Source organism: Pedobacter sp. MR22-3 (genome assembly GCF_026240075.1).
Classification (GTDB): domain Bacteria; phylum Bacteroidota; class Bacteroidia; order Sphingobacteriales; family Sphingobacteriaceae; genus Pedobacter.
In genome coordinates, this window is record NZ_JAPIVF010000003.1 from 511,905 (window position 1) to 534,315 (window position 22,411).

Sequence of the window (22,411 nt, forward strand, 5' to 3'; positions counted from 1 at the left end):
AAGGATTGAAGAGAATATGCTTCAACATCCAAATCCTGAAAAACCTCAAATTCTTTTAATCCTGTTCTTTATCTGTTCTAGAAATTAGGTTTCAATACATATTTATCATAGAACCTGAAAATGTGCTCTGCGGCTTCTTCGGCTGTATCTACCAACCTGAACAGGTTCAGGTCTTCCTCATGGATATTATGTTCTTTTTGTAGCATGGTACCTTTAATCCAGTCGATTAAACCGCTCCAGTAATCCTTACCCAATAATACAATCGGGAAACGTGCAATTTTACCCGTTTGGATCAACGTTAAAGCTTCAAAAAGCTCATCCATGGTACCAAAACCGCCGGGTAAAACCACAAAACCCTGGCTGTATTTCATAAACATTACCTTGCGGACAAAGAAATAATCAAATTCCAGCAATTTGTTATGGTCAATATATTTATTGTGAAACTGTTCAAAAGGCAGTTCGATATTAAGCCCTACCGATTTACCGCCATTGGTATGTGCACCTTTATTTCCGGCTTCCATGATACCCGGGCCACCGCCTGTAATCACGCCATAACCACGATCAGTTAAAAGTTTACCGCATTGTTCTGCCAGTTGATAATACCTGTTGGTTTCTGCCGTCCGGGCTGACCCATAGATGGTTACGCAGGGGCCTATTTTAGCCAGTTTTTCGAAGCCATCTACAAACTCCGCCATTATTTTAAAAATTTGCCAGGAATCCGTTACTTTAATTTCCTGCCAGTCCTTATTTTCAAAGGCACTTCTTATTTTTTCTTCACTCGTCATATTTACGCTATTCTAATATTAAAATTCTGTTTGCGCATCAGTCTTTTTGCTGATGAAAAGCAAACCTATAAAGGTGATTAAACCATTAATTAAAATCAGTTCAACACTGAAAACGTAACCACCCAGTAAACGGGTTGAATACGTGGAAAGCAAGTAACATAAAAAAGGCGATAATATGCAAACTATTGGCACTAATTTGTCGTACAAACCACGTTTTTTTACAAATAGTCCAAAACTGTACAAGCCTAAAAGTGGTCCGTAGGTATAAGAGGCAATGGTAAATATTAAGCTGACTACGGATGAGCTGTTGAGTGCATTGATGATGATGATCACTAAAAACATTAAAATAGAAAATGCGATGTGGACGGTATGGCGCTTTTTTACCGCATCTTTCGCGTTTACATTTTCAGCTTTGGCCATGCCCAGGAAATCTACACAAAAAGAAGTGGTTAGTGCGGTTAAGGCAGAATCTGTGGTGGCAAATGTTGCTGCCGTTAGGCCCAGCATAAAGATAATGGCAGGTATTGCACCTAAATGATTTAAGGCAATTTCTGGAAATAACAAATCGGTTCTAGCCTTTCCGGTGAGATGATCCAAAGGAATCTCAATGCCATTTTTTGCGGCGAAAATATACAGCAAAGCCCCAACGCTCAGAAAGAAGACATTTAAGATGACAAATACTCCTGTAAAAGTGAACATGTTTTTTTGCGCCTCTTTAATCGTACCCATGCTCAGGTTTTTCTGCATCAGATCCTGGTCTAAACCCGTCATCGCAATGGTCACGAAAATACCGCCGATAAACTGTTTGCTGAAATAGAACTTATTCGTCAGGAAATTATCCAGAAAGAAAATCTTTGAATAGCTGCTGCTTTTGATGGTTTCAAAAGCCTGTGGGATATTAAAATTCAAGCTGCTACAAATAAAATAGATGGTGAGGAAAACGGATAGCACCAGGAAAAACGTTTGAAGCGTATCAGTAATGATAATGGTTTTTAAACCGCCTTTAAAGGTGTACGACCAGATCAGGGCTAAGGAAATCAGCACTGTTAACCAGAAAGGGATGCCGTAATTATCAAAAATAAAGCGTTGCAGTACAATCACCACTAAATATAACCTGGTGGCCGAACCCAGTGTTCTGCTCAGCAAAAATATGGAGGCTGCAGTTTTATAACTGTAATGCCCCAATCGCTGTTCAATATAGCTGTAAATGGAGGTCAGTTTCATCCGGTAATACAGCGGGAGCAATACGGTGCAAATAATGAGGAAACCAACGGCATTACCTAAAACGAATTGAAAATACTGAAACTGATTCCCGGCCGGTGCACCCACTTCACCAGGTACCGAAATAAACGTTACCCCCGAAAGTGCAGTGCCAATCATGCCAAATGCCACTAAATACCACTTTGAATTTCTGTTGGCTACAAAAAAAGAGTTGTTATCAGACGAATCTTTAGCGGTTACGAATGAAATAATAATCAGCAATAAAAAATAACCGATTAGGAAACATAAAAGTATGGTTGGCGACATGGTTTTGTTTTAAGCTGATAAATGTAAGAAATTACGATTTAAAGTCAATGGCTTAAAGAATTGTTAAAATGCTCCATTGTTAAAACTTAACTTCAACAATGGTCTTGCTATAGAAGGACAACAATGAAGCCATACAGCAATTTATCAATATAACAATCAAACAATTTTCCGTATCAAACTTTTAGTATATTTTTGTACATGAATTTTTCATCCAAACTGCTGGAAGATGCAGTAAACGAATTCTCTAAATTACCTGGTGTAGGACAAAAAACGGCATTGCGTTTAGTGTTACATCTTTTAAATAAAGAACAGGAGGAAGTGAATCAGTTTGGCAATACTTTTATTAAGCTAAAGCAACACATCAAACATTGTACAATTTGCCGCAATATTTCAGATTATACGGTGTGCGAAATCTGTACTTCAGCCAAACGTGATAAGGAAACGATTTGCGTGGTCGAAGATACTCGGGATGTTATGGCGATCGAAAATACAGGTCAGTATTTTGGTGTTTATCATGTTTTGGGTGGCCTAATTTCACCAATGGATGGAATTGGTCCGACAGACTTATTTATCGATGGATTGGTTTCCAGGGTATCTGCCGGGGGGATCAAAGAAATTATTCTGGCCCTGAGCCCAAATATGGAGGGCGATACCACATTGTTTTACCTGTACAAGCGCTTAAAAGACTTTAATGTTCCGGTAAGCACCATTGCCCGCGGCATTGCCTTTGGTGGCGAACTGGAATATACAGATGAAATTACCCTCGGCCGCTCGATCATTACCCGGGTACCTTATGAAACAGCGATGATGAAATAGTTGGGAGTTTGGAGTCCAGAGTTGTAAGTCAAAAGTCTGGAGTCCGAAAAGACTATAAAAGAAATAAATATAAGTGTCAATCTTCATACGTGATATTCAATACTAACATCAGTCTAATCATCAAGTCTTAATACTTGCGACTCAATACTCACAAAAAAAATGAACCTCAAAAATAAAGTCATCATCATTACCGGGGCATCCAGCGGGATCGGAAAAGCCTGTGCCGAAGAATTTGCCAAACGTGGTGCTAATTTAGTTTTAGCTGCCCGCCAGTATGTAACCCTTTGCGAAATTACGGCCGATTTAGAAAAGAAATATAACATCAGGGCAGTGGCTGTTCAGGCAGACGTAAGTAAGGAGGCCGATTGTGAACTGATCATCAAACAAACATTGGTTTCTTTTCAAAGGATTGATATCCTGGTGAACAATGCCGGTTTATCCATGCGTGCATTGTTTCATGATCTCGATTTATCTGTACTTAAAAACCTGATGGATGTAAACTTCTGGGGAACTGTTTATTGCACCAAATATGCCCTACCCGAAATCCTGAAAACCAAAGGTACGGTAGTGGGAATTTCATCTATTGCCGGTTACCGGGGTTTGCCGGGAAGAACTGGCTATTCCGCTTCAAAATTTGCAATGAATGGTTTTATGGAGTCGCTGCGGACCGAACTTTTAAAAACCGGTGTCAATGTTTTAGTGGCTTGTCCGGGGTTCACCGCTTCCAATATTCGTGTTACAGCACTATCAAAAGATGGTGCGGCTCATGGTGAAACCAGTATGGATGAGGGAAAAATGATGACATCTGAAGAAGTTGCTGGTATTATTGCCGATGGAATCGAGAAACGCAAACGGACTTTAGTGATGACAGGCCAGGGAAAACTGGCTGTTTGGATGAATAAGTTATTTCCTGCTTTTGTAGATAAAAAGGTTTTCGATTTATTTGCTAAAGAGAAAAATCCGCTGATTAAGGCTTAGCGCTAATGGCCGATTGCTTAAAGGTCAAAGCAAAAGTTTAATGCCAGTTTTTCAATCTTCAAAGTGATACTTGCTGCTTAATACCCGATAGTTACTAATCAGATCTCATAACCTAATTCCTTCATATGCTTAAAAAACTATTTCTAACAATTCTCTTGTTTCAAACCATAACAGCATCGGCTCAGGTAAAGACGGCGAAGGATATCAATTATGCCCATAACGCTAAAGCAGAAAATTCACTTAATGTTTTTTACAATGCCGATCAGATTGAAAACAAACCTGTTCTGATTTTCATACATGGAGGATCCTGGAGCAGTGGCAAGAAAGAAACGTATTGGTGGTTAGGGAGAAATTTTGCACGGAAAGGTGTAGTTGCTGTTATTATCAATTATCCGCTCGCGCCTGATGCACAATATGAAAAAATGGCTGATGATTGCGCATTGGCCGTAAAATGGGTTAAGGAAAATATCGCTGTTTATAAAGGCAGTTCAGATAAGATCTTTATAATGGGGCATTCAGCAGGTGGGCATTTGGCAGAACTTATCAACGCTGATCCGAGATATTTTAACCATGCCGGAATCAAAAATCCAATCAAAGGCGTAATCTTAAATGATCCCTTCGGACTGGATCTGTATGAATACCTGACCACGGCCAAAAAGGACAGTTTTTACTTCGATTTTATCAGAACCTTTACCAGTCAGCCAGCGGTATGGAAAGCAGCATCACCATTAAATTATGTTGATCATATTAAAAATCCGCATCTGCTGTTGTATGGTGGCAAAACTTACGAAGCGATCAAATTACAAACTCCCAGGTTATATCAAGAATTAAAGGCACACCATATTCCTGTAGAAATTAAGGAGATCGAAGGGAAAAGTCATGTGCCTATGATTAGCCAGATGATATTAGGCTGGAATGATCTGTATGAAGAAATTTTAACATTTATTCATCAGTTTGATTAAACTATTGTTCATTTAGCATTACTAACTTTATTTCATATCAGACAGAAAGTTAGTAACGCTGATTATACCTTTTCAATTTTATCAAACAAGCTATAATCCATCACGGTTTTGCCCTGTTCATTGTGATAATGCATGATCTTAAACTTTGCATCAAACTCGATGTCATCATCCTGATAGCTGGTTCTGGTATGAATGGTTTGCGCAAAAGTATCATCAAAGGCTCTCAAAATCACAAAAATCTCTACTTCCGCTGCCTTTAATTCATCTAGTGTTTTTCCGAAAATAGGACTGTCTTCATTAATGGGATGAACCAGGGTCCAGTTTAAGGATAGTACGCTGATTTTATTGCGTTCCAAATCCAAAGGATGAAAACTTCTTTTTAATTTTCCATCTACCTGTTCGTTGAAGGTGATGATCATCTGCACTTCAATATCAATAAGTGCGTTCCTTCTTAAATTAACGAGCCTGCACATCAAGCCTTTTTGGTCCTGATAGGGGCCGATAACCATTTTTTTACTGAAAGACACTTTTGACGTAGGGCGACTGAAACGACCATATAATAATCCGGTAGCTAAGGCAAAGGCCAGTAAACCAAGCATACTCTCAAAGGCCGCGAGCACACTGGTAATAAATCCCTGTGGTGAAATATGTCCGTAACCTACTGTTGAAATGGTTTGTGCGGAGAAAAAGAAAGCATCAAAAAACTGATCTCTTAAAGTAATGCCTTTTGCGCCGTCTAAATTTTCAATTCCAATTACATTATAGGCAACCGCGAAAAGTGTGTTTACAATCAGGTAGGCGATCAGGATCACAAGAAAAAACCGGGGCCAGCTCATGGTAACCAGTCGGGTATACGTATCATCGAACTTGAACCAGGGCAGACCGGTCCGCTCAATATTTGGTGTTCCATCCGTATTTAATACCCGCTGGTTTTTGATCACGGGCGTAGAGCCGAAACCCAGATCATCATTAAACTGTACTCTTCTCTTAAAAAAAGACATATATTTTTAGAAAGATTTTGGAATTACAAAAAAGTATATCAATATTTGTTCTATACAAACATGATCATTAAAAACTTAAATAACAATTGGTGGTGGCATAACGAAATTCGTTAGGCAAATTCTATTGTTATATATTTTAAATTATTTTATAAACGATAAAAAGGATTGCCCAAAAAGCAATCCTTTTTTTATGGGCTATCGTCAAAAGAAGCAAATCAACATGAAAAGAATATTAAACCATTTGTTTGAAAATAAAAGCTTCAGCAGGGAAGAGGCTAAGCATATCCTCATTTCTATTTCACAAGGAGAATTTAATTCTTCGCAGATTGCCGCTTTTATTACAGCCTACGCCATGCGCAACATTACGGTTGATGAGTTACAGGGTTTCCGTGATGCCATGTTGGATCTGGGCATTAAAGCCAATTTTTCAGACTATGAACTGATTGATCTTTGCGGAACAGGTGGCGATGGAAAGGATACCTTTAATATTTCTACCTTGTCATCATTTGTAGTGGCCGGTGCAGGGCATCAGGTAGCCAAACACGGTAATTATGGCGTGTCATCTGGTTGTGGCTCTTCAAATGTGATGGAATATCTGGGTTATTCATTCACCAATAACCAGGATGCTCTAAAGCGTAGCCTGGATACCGCCGGCATTTGTTTTTTACATGCACCTTTATTTAATCCGGCCATGAAGATTGTGGCCCCCATCCGTAAAGATTTAGGTGTTAAAACCTTTTTCAATATGCTGGGGCCGATGGTAAACCCCTCGCAGCCTAAATACCAGATGGTGGGTGTTTTCAGTCTGGAACTGGCTCGTTTATACAATTATCTTTACCAGGACACCACAAAAAGCTATACCATTGTTCATGCGCTGGAAGGTTATGACGAAATTTCATTAACCTGCGATGTGAAAACCTTTAACAATAAGGGAGAGGGTATTTTAACCCTGAATGACATGGGATTTGAAAAGGTTTCCGTGAATGATATTAAAGGTGGAGATACCGTAGAATCTTCTGCAAAAATTTTCATGGATGTTTTAAATGGTGAGGCTACTGATGTTCAAAACAATGTGGTGCTTTGCAATGCTGCATTGGCCATTAAAACCATTAAGCCTGCTGTGAGTTTCGCAGATTGTTTCTATGAAGCGGAGGAATCTTTAGTCAGTAAAAAGGCGCTGGAAAGCTTTAAAAAGTTAGTTGCCTGATGAAAGGATTGAAATTAAAGGTTTGCGGAATGAAGTTCGCGGCAAATGTTGCTGCGGTTGCCAGCTTGCAGCCTGATTATTTAGGCTTTATTTTTTACGATAAATCACCAAGGTTGATCAGTGATGTTTCGGCAGAGCTGATTAAATATATTCCATCAGAAATTAGAACAGTTGGCGTGTTTGTTGATGAAGATTTGGAAGTGGTGCAGAAAAAAGTAAATCTATACCAGTTAAAAGCTGTTCAGTTACATGGAGGCGAGTCGCCACAATACTGTGCCGCACTAAAAAATAACTTCAACAGTTTGGAAGTGATTAAGGCTTTTGGTGTGGATGAAGATTTTGACTTTTCGATATTGAATGCTTACGCAGCTGTGGTCGATTACTTTTTGTTCGATACCAAAACAAAAGCGCATGGTGGCTCAGGAAAAACATTCGATTGGAAGATTTTGGACGGTTATCCATTAGATAAGCCTTACTTTTTAAGTGGCGGAATTGATTTGGAACATGCAGCAGCAATAAATGCAATGGAAGATTCGAGATTGTATACGCTGGATATCAACAGCAGGTTTGAAGTTGAACCTGGTGTTAAAGATGCAGAGAAGATTAAAGAATTTATTAAAGAAATGGAAAAATAGAATATCATGCTGTGGTCTGGCTAGCAACAGATCGTCATTTCGAGCGCAGCCGGGAAATCTGCATTGTAAATATAGATCTCTACATTCTGTTGCACTCCATCCGATAGCTATCGGATCAAGATGACGACTTATCTCTGGCAGCTATCAATGTGACAAACGAGTTGATAAAATATTATGAAATACAAAGTAAACGAAAAAGGATATTACGGAGATTTTGGTGGGGCCTACATTCCTGAAATGCTTTATCCGAACGTAGAAGAATTGCGTCAGAATTATTTAAGGATTATTGATGATGCCGGTTTTCAAAAGGAATTTCATCAGTTAATGAAAGATTATGTGGGTCGCCCTTCGCCGTTGTATTTAGCGAATAGGTTATCTGAAAGATATGGTGCCAACATTTTCCTGAAAAGGGAAGACTTAAACCATACCGGGGCACATAAAATTAATAATACCATCGGACAGATTCTCCTGGCTGAAAAGCTAGGTAAGAAAAGAATTATTGCCGAGACAGGTGCTGGTCAGCACGGTGTGGCCACCGCTACGGTTTGCGCTTTGCGTAACCTGGAGTGTGTCATTTACATGGGCGAAGTGGATATCGAGCGCCAGGCACCAAACGTGGCCCGCATGAAGATGTTAGGCGCAAAGGTGGTGCCTGCAAGCTCAGGAAGTAAAACCTTAAAGGATGCCACTAACGAGGCGATGCGCGACTGGATTAACAACCCGGTTGATACGCATTACATCATCGGTTCGGTCGTTGGCCCGCATCCTTATCCCGATATGGTGGCCATTTTCCAATCTATTATTTCGGAAGAGACGAAAAAACAACTGATGGCACAAACCGGTAGTGATCAGCCGGATTACGTGCTGGCTTGTGTAGGCGGTGGAAGTAATGCCATGGGCATGTTCTACCATTTTATGGATGATGAAAATGTAAAACTGATCGCTGTTGAAGCAGCCGGAAAAGGCGTGTCGAGCGGATTCTCTGCGGCGACCACTTATTTAGGTAAAGAAGGAGTGTTGCACGGCAGCCGAAGTATTTTAATGCAAACGCCAGACGGACAGGTGGTAGAACCGCATTCGGTTTCTGCTGGTTTGGATTATCCGGGTATTGGTCCGCAACATGCGCATTTGTTTAAAACCGGTAGGGGGAAATATGTTTCGATAACGGATGAAGAGAGTTTGGATGCAGGTTTATTACTCACCCAGTTAGAGGGCATTATCCCGGCAATCGAAAGTGCACATGCCTTGGCCTACTTAGAGAAAATGGAATTCAAAGGCGGCGAAAATGTAGTGGTTTGCTTATCGGGCAGAGGCGATAAGGACTTAGATACTTATATTAAATATTTCAAATTATAGATGTGAGATAATAGACTTGAGATATCAGACTTCCTGTCTGGTTCTCATATCTCATATCTCACATCTCACATCTCGGAAAATGAACAGAATCAAACAACTCTTCGCATCGAAGAAAAATATATTATCGATTTATTACACGGCCGGTTACCCAAATACCGGCGATACGATACAAATTGCGGAAGCCTTAGAAAAATCAGGAGCTGATATGCTGGAAATTGGTTTTCCTTATTCAGACCCGGTAGCTGACGGACCGGTAATCCAGGCGAGTAGTAAGAAATCTTTAGATCAGGGCATGAATTTAAAGCTGCTTTTTGAACAGTTGAAAGATCTGCGTAAAAGTGTGACCATTCCTGTTTTATTGATGGGCTATGTGAATCCGGTTTTGCAGTTCGGTGTGGAGAATTTCTGTAAAGCCTGTGCCGAAGTGGGGCTTGATGGTTGTATCGTTCCTGATTTACCAATGGTGGAATACGAGGAGCTTTATAAAGAATGCTTTGAGGAACACAACTTAAGTAATGTATTTTTGATTACGCCTCAAACTGCTGAAGAACGCATCCATAAAATTGATGGCTTAACCAATGGCTTTATCTATTTGTTATCATCATCAGCTACTACAGGTAAAAACCTCGAGGTTGGCAATACCACCGAAGCTTATTTCAGCAGGATTAAAAACCTGAACCTGAAAAATCCAACGATGATCGGTTTTGGAATCAGCGATAAACAAACTTTTGATAAGGCCTGTTCTTATGCCAATGGTGCTATTATTGGTACTGCTTTCGTTAAAGCAATTGAGAACGGGAATATTGAGGAAAGTGTAAGTGAGTTTATGAAGAAGTTTAAGAGTTAGTGTTTTTACCACAAATGTACGAAGACACCAGGATATCATTCACTTTGTGTTCTTGGTGTCTTGGTGGTTAAAACTTTACTAGTTTCTTTTCACCATATAAGACATGTAAGAACATATTAGGTATGGAGTTTATGTTTACTTATATAGTTAAGATTTATGTAGCAAATCCTGGGATAGATGCGTCGTCATTTCGACTGAAGCGCAGCGGAATGGAGAAATCTTTGCACTTTAATTGGAGGTTACTGTAGATCTCTCCGCTTCACTACGTTCCGGTCGAGATGACGATGTTTATTAATTAATTCTCATCCTGAGCGGAGTCGAAGGATATCCATTCCGTTTGCACTTAGGTAGAAATGGTATTTTTTTCCTAAATTAGTGCCATTAAAATCTCTTTATAAAATATAACTCAAACAGAATTCAATTCTGATATTCCCTTATCGTTCTGATCAAGGGATAAACTATTATTTTCTAAAATTTTATAAAGAACATCATGCAAGATTTAAAAATTGCTTTAATCGGTGCTACAGGTAAAGCTGGTACTTATATTTTAAAAGCGCTATTGGCGCAAAAATTCGGGGTCAAAGCCCTAGTCAGAAATCCAGAAAAACTTCAGATTCATCATGCTTCGCTGGAAATTGTAACCGGCGATGTTAAAGATGTGGAAAAGGTACATACCTTTATAAAAGGTTGCGATATCGTTGTCAGTGCCCTCGGTACGGGACAACCTGCAAGCGAAAAAACAATCTTTACGCAATCAACAAGTAATATCCTAACGGCGATGAAAGCCCTTGATCTGAAACGTTACATCGTCATTACGGGTATCAACGTAGATAGTCCTGCTGATGAAAAGGATGCCAAAACCCAATTTGCAACCCAATGGATGTACGATAACTATCCGGTTTCTACCGCAGACAGGCAGAAAGAATATGATCTGTTAATTGACAGTGATCTCGATTGGACTTTAATCCGTTTACCCTTAATCATTCAAACCGACGAACAAAGTGCTATAGGCACAAGTTTGGTTAATTGTGATGGCGAACAGATTAATGCAGCTAATTTGGCTCGGTTTATTATTGAGCAGTTCGGGGAGAAGGCCTTTGTAAAACAGGCACCTTTTATATGGAATAGTTAGTTTTTTTACCACTAAGGCACGAAGTCACTAAGAAATTTGCTTTGTGTTCTTTGTGTCTTAGTGGTGAATCTTTTTCTTTTCTGAATTGTCATTGTTAGCAACGAAGCAATCTTACAACTATCGCGATTAGCGAGCGTATTAAGCTCTTTCAGCCCTTCACCCTGATCCGATAGCTATCCGATTTGTTTCAGGGTCTTAGCGGTTAAAACTTTACTAGTTTTTTTACCATATAAGACATATCAGAACATATAGGGCATTGCGCTTAAATGGAACTTATATGCCTTATATGGTTTCAGTTTTTTTTCATATCACGGCATTAAACTTTGTGACTTAGTGGTTAGTTTTTTAGGCTGCATCGTCATTACGAAGAGGAAGGAGCGCCTGCCCCGACTTTTTTTGGGAAAGTAAATCTTTCATGCAAGCGATCCTGCTGGAGAGATTGCTTTCCCGAAAGGTCGTGACAGGCGCTCGGCTGAAAAAGCCTTCCCGCAATGACGATTACCCCGAGTAAGCCTACTTATTCACCCAATCCTCCAAAGTCATTTCAAATTTCACTTCACCATTGTTTACCACGCCCACCTTTTTCCAGCCTTGCCGGGCATAAAATTCTTCTGCGCGGGTATTTGGTGATGTACCCAGCCAAACCGGTTCATGGGTTTGATCGAAATACCAATCCATCATTAAGCGATGCAGTGCTTTGCCAATGCCTTTACCTTCAAATTCTGGACGGAGAAACAAAGCCCAGATATTATGTACTTTCAAATCTACAATAGAGAATCCAACCACTTCCTCATTTACTTCACAAACCCATCCTTTGCCGCGTTGCGTTATAAATTCTTCGCAATCTTTATCCGTAACCATGGCAGGATCAGACAAAATATTCTCTTTTACGGTATGTCTGACAATTTGGATCGCATGTATGTCAGTTGTTTTTGCCTCCCGGAAAATCATTTTTTATTCTTTTAAAAAATTGAAGTTGTTTGAAAATGCTGTCTAAAATGCACTAATCGTTGATTATCAGCGTAAAACTAATCAATAAAATGTTTATGACAAATGAATGATTGTCAATTGTGGAATTGGTTCTACATTTGCTTAACGGTGTTAGATTATTTACACCTAATATTCCGGTCATGGGAAGTAAAGAAAGAATTCTACGTTTAAAAGATGAAACCAGAACCAGTATTCTGGATGCAGCCTTGAACATTGTTCAAACGGAAGGCTGGCAGGCTTTGAGTATGCGTAAAATTGCTGACCAGATTGAATATACTGCACCGATCATTTACGAATATTTTTCGAATAAAGAGGGAATTTTGCTGGAACTGACCAGAAGAGGTTACCAGATCCTGGCGAAGGATGTTCGGGCGGCCCGCGACAAACATGAATCTGCTGAAGATAAAATGGAAGCCATGTGGGTGGCCTATTGGAATTTTGCTTTTGCCAATAAGGAATTTTATCAATTGATGTACGGGGTGGATATGGTTTGTTGCACCGTTAAAAATTCATTGGCTGAAGCCGAAACGGTTTCAAATATGTTAGGCGATGTGATTGAATCTTTATTCAAAAAGAAACCTGTTTCAGAGAATGATATTTGCATGAAATACTATACCTATTGGTCGATCATTCACGGATTGATCTCCATCAACCTGGTGCGCCCGAATGGCAGAACAACAGACGAACTTAACCAGCAAATTTTAAAAGATGCTATTAAAGGGATTACACTATCCATTAACAGCTAATTTTTTTTTACATCCTAATTTAACACTGTTAGATTATTTATACGCTTTAAATCCACAATAAATTATATCATATGAATGCTATCCATTACTTGTTTATTTCACTTAACACTGTTAAACGGTTTAATCAGGTTAAGTCAATGTTAATTATCCTCTCGCTATCTGTCCTTCTGATAAGCTGTAAATCATCACCAGAGCAATCAGCAGCAGCACCACCGCCGCCAGCATTGCCGGTAAGCGCCATCAATGCTAGCACGGAAACAACGTATATTGAATATCCGGCATCTATTCAGGGTGCTGTTGATATCGATGTCCGCCCGCAGGTGAGCGGTTACCTACAAAGTGTTCTGGTGAACGAAGGCGCTTATGTTTCTGCCGGACAAACACTCTTCAAAATCAATGAAAACCCATACCGCGAAGCTTTAAACAATGCCAAAGCAAGCTTACATGCTGCAGAGGCGGCTATTTTAAATGCGCAACTGGAAGTAGATAAGTTAACCCCACTGGTTCAGAATAAAGTGGTTTCTGATTTTCAATTGAAAACGGCTAAAACCGCTTATAAAATCGCGCAGGCCAACGCAGAGCAGGCCAGGGCAAGCGTAGCTTCCGCACAAATTAATTTGGGTTATACCAATGTTAAGGCAACGGTAAGTGGTTATATCGGTCGCATTCCAAAGAAACAGGGAAGTCTGGTTTCGCCGACCGATCAGGTTGCTTTAACCCAGTTATCAGATATTCACGAAGTACATGTTTATTTCTCCCTGGCTGAAAACGACTTTAACAACTTTAATGCAAACTACCCGGGTAAAACCCCTGCCGACAGGATTAAACATTTACCGGCAGTAGAACTATTATTGTCTGATAATTCAGCTTACCCGATTAAAGGTAAAATTGATATGATCGACGGTCAGTTTGATAAAAACACCGGAGCCATTACGCTCAGGGCAAGTTTTCCTAATGCCAGTGGCATCCTTCGCTCGGGTAATACCGGTAAGATCCGTTTGGGATTACAACATGATGATGCCATCCTGGTCCCTCAGGCGTCGACGGTAGAAATGCAGGATAAAGTATTTGTATTTACCGTAGGCGATAGCAGTAAGGTGAAAAAACAAGCCATCACCATTGTGGGTAAAGCCGGTGAAAATTACCTGGTGAAAGACGGGGTAAAAGCTGGCGACCAGATCGTGTTGAGCGGGGTTGATAAACTGCAGGAGGGCATGGTGATCCATCCTCAAAAAGCAGCAGATAAAGTAGCCCTTGCAAAAACAAAAAATTAATCATTATTAAAGTTTAAGCCATCATGTTTCAGAAATTTATAGACAGGCCGGTACTTTCAACCGTTATCTCCATCCTATTGGTGATATTGGGTGTACTTGGCCTAACAAAGTTGCCCTTAGAGCGCTTTCCAAATATCGCCCCTCCGTCGGTATTGGTTACTGCGGTGTATCCCGGGGCCAATGCCGAAACCATTTTACGTTCGGTAACGCCATCACTGGAGGAAGCCATTAATGGTGTGGAGAACATGACCTACATGACCTCCAGCGCGAGTAATGACGGTACTTTGGCCATCACGGTTTTCTTCCAGCAAGGTACTAATCCCGATCAGGCCGCTGTTAATGTCCAAAACCGGGTTTCACAGGCCACCAGTCAGTTGCCTGCAGAGGTGGTACAATATGGTATCACCACCACCAAACAGCAAAACAGTTTTATTGGCGCCATCGGTATTTACTCTGAGGATCCAAAAAAATACGATGCTGTTTTTGTCAATAACTATGCACAAATCAACATCATCCCCGAACTGAAACGTATTCCGGGTGTAGGTTCGGCCAGCGTATTTGGCGGGATTAAAGATTACTCCATGCGCATCTGGTTAAACCCAAGTCAGCTGGCTACGTATAAAATTACACCCAATGAAGTGATTGCAGCTGTGCAGGACAAAAACCTGGAGGCGGCACCTGGCAGGCTGGGAGAGCGTAGTAATGAGGCCTTTGAATACATCATCAAGTATAAAGGTAAACTGACCAAACCAGAGGAATATCAAAACATTGCCATCCGTTCCAATTCAGATGGTTCCATACTACGTTTAAAAGATGTGGCCCGTGTAGAATTGGGAGCCTACAGCTATGGCAGTGTGAACCGTTTAAACGGAAAAGATGGAATTACCATCGGCGTGATCCAGTTATCAGGCTCTAATGCCAACGAAATACAGATTGCCATCGATAAACTATTGGCGAAACTGTCAAAAGATTTCCCGGCGGGCATCAAATTCAACCAGTTTTACCGGACCAAAACTGACCTCGACGAATCCATCAACCAGGTGCAGCACACTTTGATAGAAGCTTTTATACTGGTATTTATCGTGGTGTTTATTTTCCTTCAGGATTTCAGGTCTACCTTAATTCCGGCTATTGCGGTTCCGGTGGCCATTATCGGTACGTTCTTTTTCATGCAGCTATTCGGTTTCTCGATTAACCTTTTAACGTTGTTCGCGCTGGTACTGGCAATTGGTATCGTGGTAGATGATGCGATTGTTGTGGTAGAGGCCGTGCATGCTAAAATGGAAGAAAACCCTTCGCTTAGTCCGAGGGCGGCCACTACCGAGGCGATGAATGAAATCACCGGGGCCATTATATCGATCACCCTGGTGATGGCGGCCGTATTTTTACCGGTTGGCTTCATGACCGGCTCAACAGGTATCTTTTACAAACAATTTGCCTTAACCATGGCGATAGCCATCATTATATCAGCGGTTAACGCATTAACTTTAAGTCCTGCGCTGGCCGCCTTATTTTTAAAGAATAAACATGCAGAAGGCGGACACAATGCACCCAAAAAAGGCTTTGTAGAAAAGTTCTATGCAGGCTTTAACGGTGGCTTTAATTACATGACCAACCGCTATGTTGGCGGCTTAAATGTACTTATCCGCCATAAATGGATCAGCATGGCCGGGCTGGCCCTAATCGTATTGCTTACCGTTTTTATGGTGAGCCGAACCAAAACAGGTTTTATCCCGACAGAGGATCAGGGCTTCGTGGCGATTGCCGTGGCCAGTCCTTCAGGAACTTCCTTAGCCAATACCAATAAGATGTTAAAACAGGCCGAAGCCGAGCTGCGTGCGATGCCATCCGCAAGGTTTGTGATGTCGCTTGCTGGTTATAACTTTTTAACGGCGTCCAACAGTCCGTCAGCAGGTCAGATTTTCTTATTGTTAAAACCAAACGACGAAAGAGGGGCAGTTAAAAATATCGATGAAATACAAAACATCGTAAGGGCTAAAATGGCAGCCATATCTGCCGGTACCTTCTTTGTATTCAGTTTCCCAACCGTTCCGGGCTTTAGCAACGTGGAAGCCATGAACGTGATGTTACAGGATAAAACAAATGGTAAACTGGATAAATTCAGTGGTGTAGCGAATAACTTTATTGCGAAGTTAATGGCGAAACCAGCTATTGCATATGCTTTTACTTCTTATAAAGCTGATTATCCGCAGTTACAGCTGGATGTTAACGACGAAAAAGCCGATCAGTTAGGCGTAAGTAAGAAAGACATCTTACAAACCATGCAGACGTATTTTGGTACCGCGCAGGCATCCGATTTTAACCGCTTTGGTAAATACTACCGCGTGGTGGTTCAGGCCGATATTGCCGACAGAACCGACCCGGCAAGTATTGATAGGGTATTTGTTAAAAACAAGGCAGGCGAAAGTGTGCCGATCAGTACCTTGGTTAAGCTTACCCGGGTGTATGGTTCTGAAACGGCTTCCCGTTACAACCTGTTTAACTCCATCGAGGTGAATGCGATTCCAAAACCTGGCTTCAGTTCCGGTGATGCGATTAAAGCAATTGAAGAAACGGCGAAAGAACAATTGCCAACCGGCTATGCTTATGAATTCTCCGGACAAACACGTGAGGAAATTTCTTCCGGCGGACAGTCGACCGTAATATTCCTGCTTTGTCTGGTCTTTGTGTACTTCTTATTATCCGCACAGTACGAAAGTTACATCCTGCCATTGGCGGTAATCCTTTCCATCCCTACAGGTGTATTCGGTGTATTTGCTGTATTGGGTTTAACCGGTATCGAAAATAACATCTATGTACAGGTGGCGCTGATTATGCTTATTGGTTTGCTGGCTAAAAACGCCATCCTGATTGTGGAGTTTGCTGTGCAGCGACGAAAAGCCGGATTGAGTCTGGTGGATTCAGCTATAGAAGCCGCAAGGTTAAGGATAAGACCGATTATCATGACCTCACTGGCCTTTGTGTTTGGTTTATTCCCGATGAGTATTGCAACAGGTCCCTCGGCTCAAGGTAACCACTCGATTAGTATCGGTGCCGCAGGCGGTATGGTATCGGGTGTAATATTAGGTTTATTCATCATCCCGGTACTCTTTGTCATCTTCCAGGCCTTACAGGAAAAAATATCAAAAAAATCAAAAAATGAGGTTGTTCACCACCACGAAGAACCTGTAAATAATAATCATGTAGTTTATGAAACGGTTTAACATCATTACCATCCTGCTCCTTGCTTTAATCTGGAGCGGATGTTCAGTTTCGAAAGATTTATCCTTGCCTAATGTTGCGCCAGGATTATTTAGAAACTCAGCGCCTAAAGACTCTTCGAGTATTGGCACCTTGCCTTTGAAAAGCTTTATCAGTGACTTAACAGTTCAGAACTTAATCGATACGGCATTGGTTCGGAATTACGATATGCAAATTGCATTGAAAAATATCGATGCTGCTGAAGTCTTGTTCAAACAGTCTAAATTGGGTTATTTACCTGAATTAAAATTACAGGTGGCGGCGAGTTCAAGTCGCCCATCTGATAACAGTTTAAACGGATTAAGCCTGAACCAGTTTACCGGTTCTACGCACATTGAAGATTATACGGCTAACCTGGGTGTATTCTGGGAAGCCGATATCTGGGGCAAAATCCGCAACCAGAAAGCAGGTGCTTTAGCCAGTTATCTGCAAACTGAAGAAGCCCGTAAAGCGGTTCAAACCCGTTTGGTGGCCAACGTTGCACAAGGCTATTACAATCTGTTAATGCTGGATGCACAGCTGGACATCGCCAGGAAAAACCTGAAGCTAAACGACAGTACACTGAGGATCATCAATTTGCAATTTGATGCCGGTCAAGTGACCTCGCTGGCCATACAGCAGGCCCAGGCGCAGCAGTTAAATGCGGCACAACTGGTTCCCCGTTTAGAGCAAAATGTAATCCTGCAGGAAAACGCTTTAAGTGTGTTAATCGGTACTTTGCCTCAGTCGATTAACCGTACCAGTCGGTTAGATAAAATGCTTATTCCACAGGATTTGAATGCAGGTTTTCCATCGGCTTTGTTGAGTCGCAGGCCGGATATTAAATCTGCTGAACTCGCTTTAAACGTAGCCAATGCAAGAGTGGGCGTGGCGAAAGCCAGCTTATATCCTTCACTGGTGATTACGGCAAGCGGCGGTGTCAATTCATTCAAAGCCAGCAACTGGTTTAACGTACCGGCATCCTTATTTGGTTTGGTTTCCGGGGGCATTACCCAGCCGATTTTCCAAAGGGGACAGCTGAAAAGCAATTTAGAGCTGGCAAAAATCGACCGGGAGAAAACGGTTATCCAGTTTCGCCAGTCGGTTATTAATGCTGTAGGCGAAGTTTCTGATGAATTAACGAAATTTGAAAAACTGAAAACCCAGTACAGCATTGCAGAGAAAAGAGCGCAGACTTTACAGCAGGCATCGAGAAATGCAAGTTTGTTGTTTAAAAGTGGTATGGCGAACTACTTAGAGGTCATTACCGCGCAAGGTAATTTATTACAAAGCGAACTGGAACTGACCACCATCAAAAATGAGCAGTTAAATGCAGTGGTTGGTTTGTACAGGTCGTTAGGTGGTGGCTGGAATTAATCTGTAAAATTCTATATCTAAACCTATAAGGTTTTAAAGACTTTATAGGTTTGTGTATAAATTTAGGCACTAAGAGCGCGATGTTCTTGGTGCTTTTATGTTTGATGCTGTTATCGTAGCACCTATTCCGTCATTGCGAGAAGGATTTTTCAGCCGACGAAGCAAGCTTACTACTATGGGTAATCTGCGATTTATACTTTCGCTCGGGCTTGCCTCGGTTAGCCACCGAAGGGCTTTTACTTTTTCCTTGATGAAAAAGTAACAAAAAATCAAGGCTTGCATCCTTTCTTTTAAAAAGCTACGGAAATCTTGATTGCGGCAGCATCGAGGCTCTTACCCTTGCTTATTCCTACCGCTCCCGCTTTGATCCTGCCTTGGGTTGTGAGGTAATGATAGGAAGTGCAAAGATTTCCGTGCTTTTTCCGGCGAAAATCTGCCAGGCCGGATAGCATGGAGCAGAGACAGGCATCCGTAAATTGATCACTCTGAAACTATGAGGGGGGCACGCTTGGTCGTCATCTCGACCGTAGCGGAGAGATCTTTGAACTTTTCATAAACATAGTTCGTCATCCGATAGCTATCGGATCCCGCGCAGGCGGGAACCTTAAAGCGGGCGCTATTCTTTTTCCTAGGCTCGGTCTTGCCTCGGCTCACCGCCGCCGAGGGGCTCTTACCTTTTTCTTGATAAAAAGGTAACCAAAAATCAAGGCTTGGACCTGATGTTGGATTAGCGCGTCGAAATTTTAAAAGCGGTAGCACAAGGACTCGATTTTGTTTTATAATGAAGATTAATTTCGAGGGAGCCGTGTGCGCTACCTTGGGCAGTGGGGTCATTTGAACGGAGGTGCAAAAATTTCAACGGCTTCTCCTGCCATCATCTCCCAGGCCGGTAGCAGGGAGCAGAAAAATGTTACATAATTTCATTCGGGATCAATCGTCATCTCGACCGAAGTGGAGAGATCTTTGTACTTAACCTTTAGAATATTTCTAACACGTCCGTCATTCCCGTGCAGGCGGAACCTTAATGCTTTCACTATTCTGCTGTACTTTTTTATTTTGCCCTTTGCTCTGGCTTGCCTCGGCTGGCTGCCTGGGCTTTTACTTTTTCCTTGATGAAAAAGTAACAAACCTGAGCGAAGCGAAAGCATGCGCACTTCTAATTAATATACACCAGGCATAACTAAAAGGCTTGCACCGTTTTTTATCTGATCATGTTGTTTTTATCTGTATAAAAGATTGCTGCGCAATTTCTTGTAAAAAGCTACGGAAATCTTTATTGCGGCAGCCTCTAGGCTTCTTACCCTTTCTTATTCCAGCGCACAAGCTTGATTCTGCCTTGGGTTGTAGGGTAATGAGGGGAAGTGCATAGATTTTCGTGCTTTTTCCTGCGAAAATCTGCCAGGCCGGTAGCAGGGTGCAGATAGCGTGGTGGCTATAGCGGGATGCGGATCATTAATTAAATCGTTATTGCGAGGCGGCTTTTTCAGCCGGCAGCCTGTCCCGACCGTTCGGGAAAGCAATCTTTACAGTAATTACTAACAGGAGTTATTTTCGGCTGGCCGCCGTGGCCTCTTCTTCTTTGTTCTTGATAACAAAGAAGCAAACAATCAAGGCTTGGACCTGATGTTGGATTAGCGCGTCGAAATTTTAAAAGCGGTAGCACAAGGACTCGATTTTGTTTTATAATGAAGATTAATTTCGAGGGAGCCGTGTGCGCTACCTTGGGCAGTGGGGGGATTTGAATGGAGGTGCAAAAATTTCAACGGCTTCTCCTGCCATCATCTCCCAGGCCGGGTAGCGGGGTGCAGATCGCATGGAGTCGAGGAATTTCCTGTTAGATCATCGCTGGTAACAATTTCGTCATTGCGAGGAGGCTTTTTCAGCCGACGAAGCAATCTTTATAGCGAGGATTATTAGCGTGAAAGATTGCTTCGTCGTTCCTCCTCGCAATGACGACCCTTTTTTGTTGAAATCTGTCATCAATTCAGCCGTTGCAGTCGATAGTTCAGCCGTTGCAGTCGATAGTTCAGCCGTTGCAGTCGATAGTTCAGCCGTTGCAGTCGATAGTTCAGCCGTTGCAGTCGATAGTTCAGCCGTTGCAGTCGATAGTTCAGCCGTTGCAGTCGATAGTTCAGCCGTTGCAGTCAATAGTTCAAACGTTGCGGTCGGTAGTTCAGCCGTTGCGGTCGATAGTTCAGATGTTGCAGTCGATAGTTCAGCCGTTGCGGTCGATAGTTCAGATGTTGCAGTCGACAGTTCAGCCGTTGCGGTCGATAGTTCAGACGTTACAGTCGACAGTTCAGACGTTGCGGTCGATAGTTCAGACATTGCAGTCGATAGTTCAGACGTTGCAGTCGATAGTTCAGGCGTTGCGGTCGATAGTTCAGACGTTGCAGTCGATAGTTCAGATGTTGCAGCAGGTAGTTTAGCGGTTATAGGAGATCGTGGAGAAGAGGCAATGCGCCATTTTACCGCTAAGCATTGCCTGAAAGAGAAACAGCCACCCGGTTTGGTATCTGTTAAGTGGAATGAGGAAATAAATTAGGGATGATTTTTTAGGGTATTATTGGGTTGTTAGTTTAGCGTTCGGAACAGAATACCCGAAATCTGTTTGTATTGGGGGCTGGTTGAGCCAAAAACAGATCTCACATAGTTTTTCACATCCTGAGCCAGAGCAACTATACCCGTTTCTGCATCGTACAGCGCGTGATTACGGTTAATGCGCAAGGTACTCAACTGCGAGGTGTTGGCTACCACATCGCGGTTTTTCTGCAATAAATCGTTATATAAACTGGTGAGGCTGGCCAGCTGCAAATCTACCTCGTTAGGGGCGTACTGCGGTATGGTGGCTAAGAGTTTAATCTGCTTATCCAGCGTATCGAGCAGGTTATCGTAACTCTGTTGCGAGGCCGAAACCTGGTTAACCACCGTGCCGCTGGCGGCCAGGTTATTTTTTTCTTCGGCGGTGAGTTTGGCCGTTGCCCTTTGCCCTTGTATTTTGCGGTGGTGGCTTACGGCATTATCCAATACCTGTTGGGCTACACTATTGGCCTTAACGGCACTCAGCACACGGGTACTCAATTGTTTTAAAGGCTTAAAAGCCAGATCACGCAGGGCCACGGCATTGCTGTTTTTTGCGGCCGCATCGTGCACCTGCTCATTAATGGTTTTGGCTGCGGTGGCTTTCTCGGTTAAAGCACTCAACTGGATGTTGGCATTGCTGGGGTTGTACACCGCGCCATAACCGGTTACATAACTTAAAAGGGTTTCGAAGTTGGCTACGTTTTTGGCGTGGCCGGTTTCATTGGTTTTAGACATAACATGTAGTTTTAAAAAGTAAATAAATTAGATTAATTGGCATTAAGTTAAGATTATTTTCTTTACAACTAAAAGGAGTGGAGAGATTTTTTTTGGGGAATAGGGGAAACCGTAAGGAATGACCTTTTAAATTAAAGAGTTTTGAATCGAAACTAAATTTCAATTATAAATTTATATTGCTAAAAATATTATAACGTTGGTGATATCCGCTTAAACGTTA

Annotated in this window: 18 protein-coding genes; 13 read left to right on the top strand and 5 right to left on the bottom strand. The window is 41.8% G+C overall.

Features of this window, described 5'->3' with window-relative positions; all coding sequences use genetic code 11:
- Nucleotides 1-77: 77 nt before the first annotated feature.
- Nucleotides 78-785, bottom strand: coding sequence for a TIGR00730 family Rossman fold protein (locus OQ267_RS09165; RefSeq protein WP_029289075.1), 708 nt, complete (start codon nucleotides 783-785; stop codon nucleotides 78-80).
- An 18-nt stretch (nucleotides 786-803) separates the two neighbouring features.
- The gene (locus tag OQ267_RS09170; protein WP_265835647.1) at nucleotides 804-2,312 is read right to left on the bottom strand and encodes a sodium:solute symporter; all 1,509 of its coding nucleotides are present in this window, start codon (nucleotides 2,310-2,312) and stop codon (nucleotides 804-806) included.
- Between the two features lie 198 nt (nucleotides 2,313-2,510).
- Between OQ267_RS09170 and recR the strand changes: the two genes are divergently transcribed.
- The 3 genes from recR to OQ267_RS09185 all read left to right on the top strand — a co-directional run bounded on the left by recR (nucleotide 2,511) and on the right by OQ267_RS09185 (nucleotide 5,068).
- Entirely contained in the window at nucleotides 2,511-3,128 is a 618-nt protein-coding gene (gene recR, locus OQ267_RS09175; RefSeq protein WP_088302852.1) for a recombination mediator RecR, read from the top strand.
- Between the two features lie 159 nt (nucleotides 3,129-3,287).
- Complete coding sequence (locus OQ267_RS09180) at nucleotides 3,288-4,106, top strand: SDR family oxidoreductase (protein ID WP_265835648.1); 819 nt, start codon at nucleotides 3,288-3,290, stop codon at nucleotides 4,104-4,106.
- A 125-nt stretch (nucleotides 4,107-4,231) separates the two neighbouring features.
- On the top strand, nucleotides 4,232-5,068 hold the full coding sequence (locus tag OQ267_RS09185; protein ID WP_265835649.1) for an alpha/beta hydrolase: 837 nt from the start codon (nucleotides 4,232-4,234) through the stop codon (nucleotides 5,066-5,068).
- Nucleotides 5,069-5,130: 62 nt separating this feature from the next.
- On the opposite strand, the gene OQ267_RS09190 is transcribed toward OQ267_RS09185, so the two are convergent.
- Nucleotides 5,131-6,069, bottom strand: a complete 939-nt coding sequence (locus tag OQ267_RS09190) for an ion channel (protein ID WP_265835650.1) — start codon at nucleotides 6,067-6,069, stop codon at nucleotides 5,131-5,133.
- A 220-nt stretch (nucleotides 6,070-6,289) separates the two neighbouring features.
- On the opposite strand from OQ267_RS09190, the gene trpD reads away from it, so the two are divergent.
- The 5 genes from trpD (at nucleotide 6,290) to OQ267_RS09215 (ending at nucleotide 11,246) form a co-directional block, all read left to right on the top strand.
- Complete coding sequence (trpD, locus tag OQ267_RS09195; RefSeq protein ID WP_088302868.1) at nucleotides 6,290-7,276, top strand: anthranilate phosphoribosyltransferase; 987 nt, start codon at nucleotides 6,290-6,292, stop codon at nucleotides 7,274-7,276.
- Nucleotides 7,276-7,911, top strand: coding sequence for a phosphoribosylanthranilate isomerase (locus OQ267_RS09200; RefSeq protein WP_265835651.1), 636 nt, complete (start codon nucleotides 7,276-7,278; stop codon nucleotides 7,909-7,911). The genes trpD and OQ267_RS09200 overlap by 1 nt, the downstream gene beginning before the upstream one ends.
- 174 nt (nucleotides 7,912-8,085) lie before the next feature.
- Complete coding sequence (gene trpB / locus OQ267_RS09205; protein ID WP_172406575.1) at nucleotides 8,086-9,267, top strand: tryptophan synthase subunit beta; 1,182 nt, start codon at nucleotides 8,086-8,088, stop codon at nucleotides 9,265-9,267.
- Between the two features lie 79 nt (nucleotides 9,268-9,346).
- Nucleotides 9,347-10,114: a tryptophan synthase subunit alpha gene (gene trpA, locus OQ267_RS09210; protein WP_265835652.1), complete on the top strand. Its 768-nt coding sequence runs from the start codon at nucleotides 9,347-9,349 to the stop codon at nucleotides 10,112-10,114.
- 490 nt (nucleotides 10,115-10,604) lie between these two features.
- Nucleotides 10,605-11,246, top strand: a complete 642-nt coding sequence (locus tag OQ267_RS09215; protein ID WP_265835653.1) for an NAD(P)-dependent oxidoreductase — start codon at nucleotides 10,605-10,607, stop codon at nucleotides 11,244-11,246.
- A gap of 513 nt (nucleotides 11,247-11,759) precedes the next feature.
- On the opposite strand, the gene OQ267_RS09220 is transcribed toward OQ267_RS09215, so the two are convergent.
- Nucleotides 11,760-12,197, bottom strand: a complete 438-nt coding sequence (locus OQ267_RS09220) for a GNAT family N-acetyltransferase (protein WP_265835654.1) — start codon at nucleotides 12,195-12,197, stop codon at nucleotides 11,760-11,762.
- 179 nt (nucleotides 12,198-12,376) lie between these two features.
- Between OQ267_RS09220 and OQ267_RS09225 the strand changes: the two genes are divergently transcribed.
- The 5 genes from OQ267_RS09225 (at nucleotide 12,377) to OQ267_RS09245 (ending at nucleotide 21,418) form a co-directional block, all read left to right on the top strand.
- Nucleotides 12,377-12,982, top strand: a complete 606-nt coding sequence (locus OQ267_RS09225) for a TetR/AcrR family transcriptional regulator (protein ID WP_088303346.1) — start codon at nucleotides 12,377-12,379, stop codon at nucleotides 12,980-12,982.
- A 137-nt stretch (nucleotides 12,983-13,119) separates the two neighbouring features.
- Nucleotides 13,120-14,256, top strand: coding sequence for an efflux RND transporter periplasmic adaptor subunit (locus tag OQ267_RS09230; protein WP_253249109.1), 1,137 nt, complete (start codon nucleotides 13,120-13,122; stop codon nucleotides 14,254-14,256).
- 23 nt (nucleotides 14,257-14,279) lie between these two features.
- Nucleotides 14,280-17,480 carry an efflux RND transporter permease subunit gene (locus OQ267_RS09235; protein WP_265835655.1) on the top strand — a complete coding sequence of 1,067 codons (3,201 nt, stop codon included), beginning with the start codon at nucleotides 14,280-14,282 and terminating at the stop codon, nucleotides 17,478-17,480.
- Nucleotides 17,467-18,873, top strand: coding sequence for a TolC family protein (locus tag OQ267_RS09240; RefSeq protein WP_265835656.1), 1,407 nt, complete (start codon nucleotides 17,467-17,469; stop codon nucleotides 18,871-18,873). The genes OQ267_RS09235 and OQ267_RS09240 overlap by 14 nt, the downstream gene beginning before the upstream one ends.
- Before the next feature lie 1,918 nt (nucleotides 18,874-20,791).
- Complete coding sequence (locus OQ267_RS09245) at nucleotides 20,792-21,418, top strand: hypothetical protein (RefSeq protein WP_265835657.1); 627 nt, start codon at nucleotides 20,792-20,794, stop codon at nucleotides 21,416-21,418.
- 29 nt (nucleotides 21,419-21,447) lie between these two features.
- On the opposite strand, the gene OQ267_RS09250 is transcribed toward OQ267_RS09245, so the two are convergent.
- Nucleotides 21,448-22,191, bottom strand: a complete 744-nt coding sequence (locus tag OQ267_RS09250) for a hypothetical protein (protein WP_265835658.1) — start codon at nucleotides 22,189-22,191, stop codon at nucleotides 21,448-21,450.
- Between the last annotated feature and the right edge of the window lie 220 nt (nucleotides 22,192-22,411).

Excerpts from the sequence above, each read along its gene's own strand:
- OQ267_RS09165 (WP_029289075.1), bottom strand. The coding sequence starts at position 785 with ATGACGAGTGAAGAAAAAATAAGAAGTGCCTTTGAAAATAAGGACTGG.
- OQ267_RS09170 (WP_265835647.1), bottom strand. The coding sequence starts at position 2,312 with ATGTCGCCAACCATACTTTTATGTTTCCTAATCGGTTATTTTTTATTG.
- recR (WP_088302852.1), top strand. The coding sequence starts at position 2,511 with ATGAATTTTTCATCCAAACTGCTGGAAGATGCAGTAAACGAATTCTCT.
- OQ267_RS09180 (WP_265835648.1), top strand. The coding sequence starts at position 3,288 with ATGAACCTCAAAAATAAAGTCATCATCATTACCGGGGCATCCAGCGGG.
- OQ267_RS09185 (WP_265835649.1), top strand. The coding sequence starts at position 4,232 with ATGCTTAAAAAACTATTTCTAACAATTCTCTTGTTTCAAACCATAACA.
- OQ267_RS09190 (WP_265835650.1), bottom strand. The coding sequence starts at position 6,069 with ATGTCTTTTTTTAAGAGAAGAGTACAGTTTAATGATGATCTGGGTTTC.
- trpD (WP_088302868.1), top strand. The coding sequence starts at position 6,290 with ATGAAAAGAATATTAAACCATTTGTTTGAAAATAAAAGCTTCAGCAGG.
- OQ267_RS09200 (WP_265835651.1), top strand. The coding sequence starts at position 7,276 with ATGAAAGGATTGAAATTAAAGGTTTGCGGAATGAAGTTCGCGGCAAAT.
- trpB (WP_172406575.1), top strand. The coding sequence starts at position 8,086 with ATGAAATACAAAGTAAACGAAAAAGGATATTACGGAGATTTTGGTGGG.
- trpA (WP_265835652.1), top strand. The coding sequence starts at position 9,347 with ATGAACAGAATCAAACAACTCTTCGCATCGAAGAAAAATATATTATCG.
- OQ267_RS09215 (WP_265835653.1), top strand. The coding sequence starts at position 10,605 with ATGCAAGATTTAAAAATTGCTTTAATCGGTGCTACAGGTAAAGCTGGT.
- OQ267_RS09220 (WP_265835654.1), bottom strand. The coding sequence starts at position 12,197 with ATGATTTTCCGGGAGGCAAAAACAACTGACATACATGCGATCCAAATT.
- OQ267_RS09225 (WP_088303346.1), top strand. The coding sequence starts at position 12,377 with ATGGGAAGTAAAGAAAGAATTCTACGTTTAAAAGATGAAACCAGAACC.
- OQ267_RS09230 (WP_253249109.1), top strand. The coding sequence starts at position 13,120 with ATGTTAATTATCCTCTCGCTATCTGTCCTTCTGATAAGCTGTAAATCA.
- OQ267_RS09235 (WP_265835655.1), top strand. The coding sequence starts at position 14,280 with ATGTTTCAGAAATTTATAGACAGGCCGGTACTTTCAACCGTTATCTCC.
- OQ267_RS09240 (WP_265835656.1), top strand. The coding sequence starts at position 17,467 with ATGAAACGGTTTAACATCATTACCATCCTGCTCCTTGCTTTAATCTGG.
- OQ267_RS09250 (WP_265835658.1), bottom strand. The coding sequence starts at position 22,191 with ATGTCTAAAACCAATGAAACCGGCCACGCCAAAAACGTAGCCAACTTC.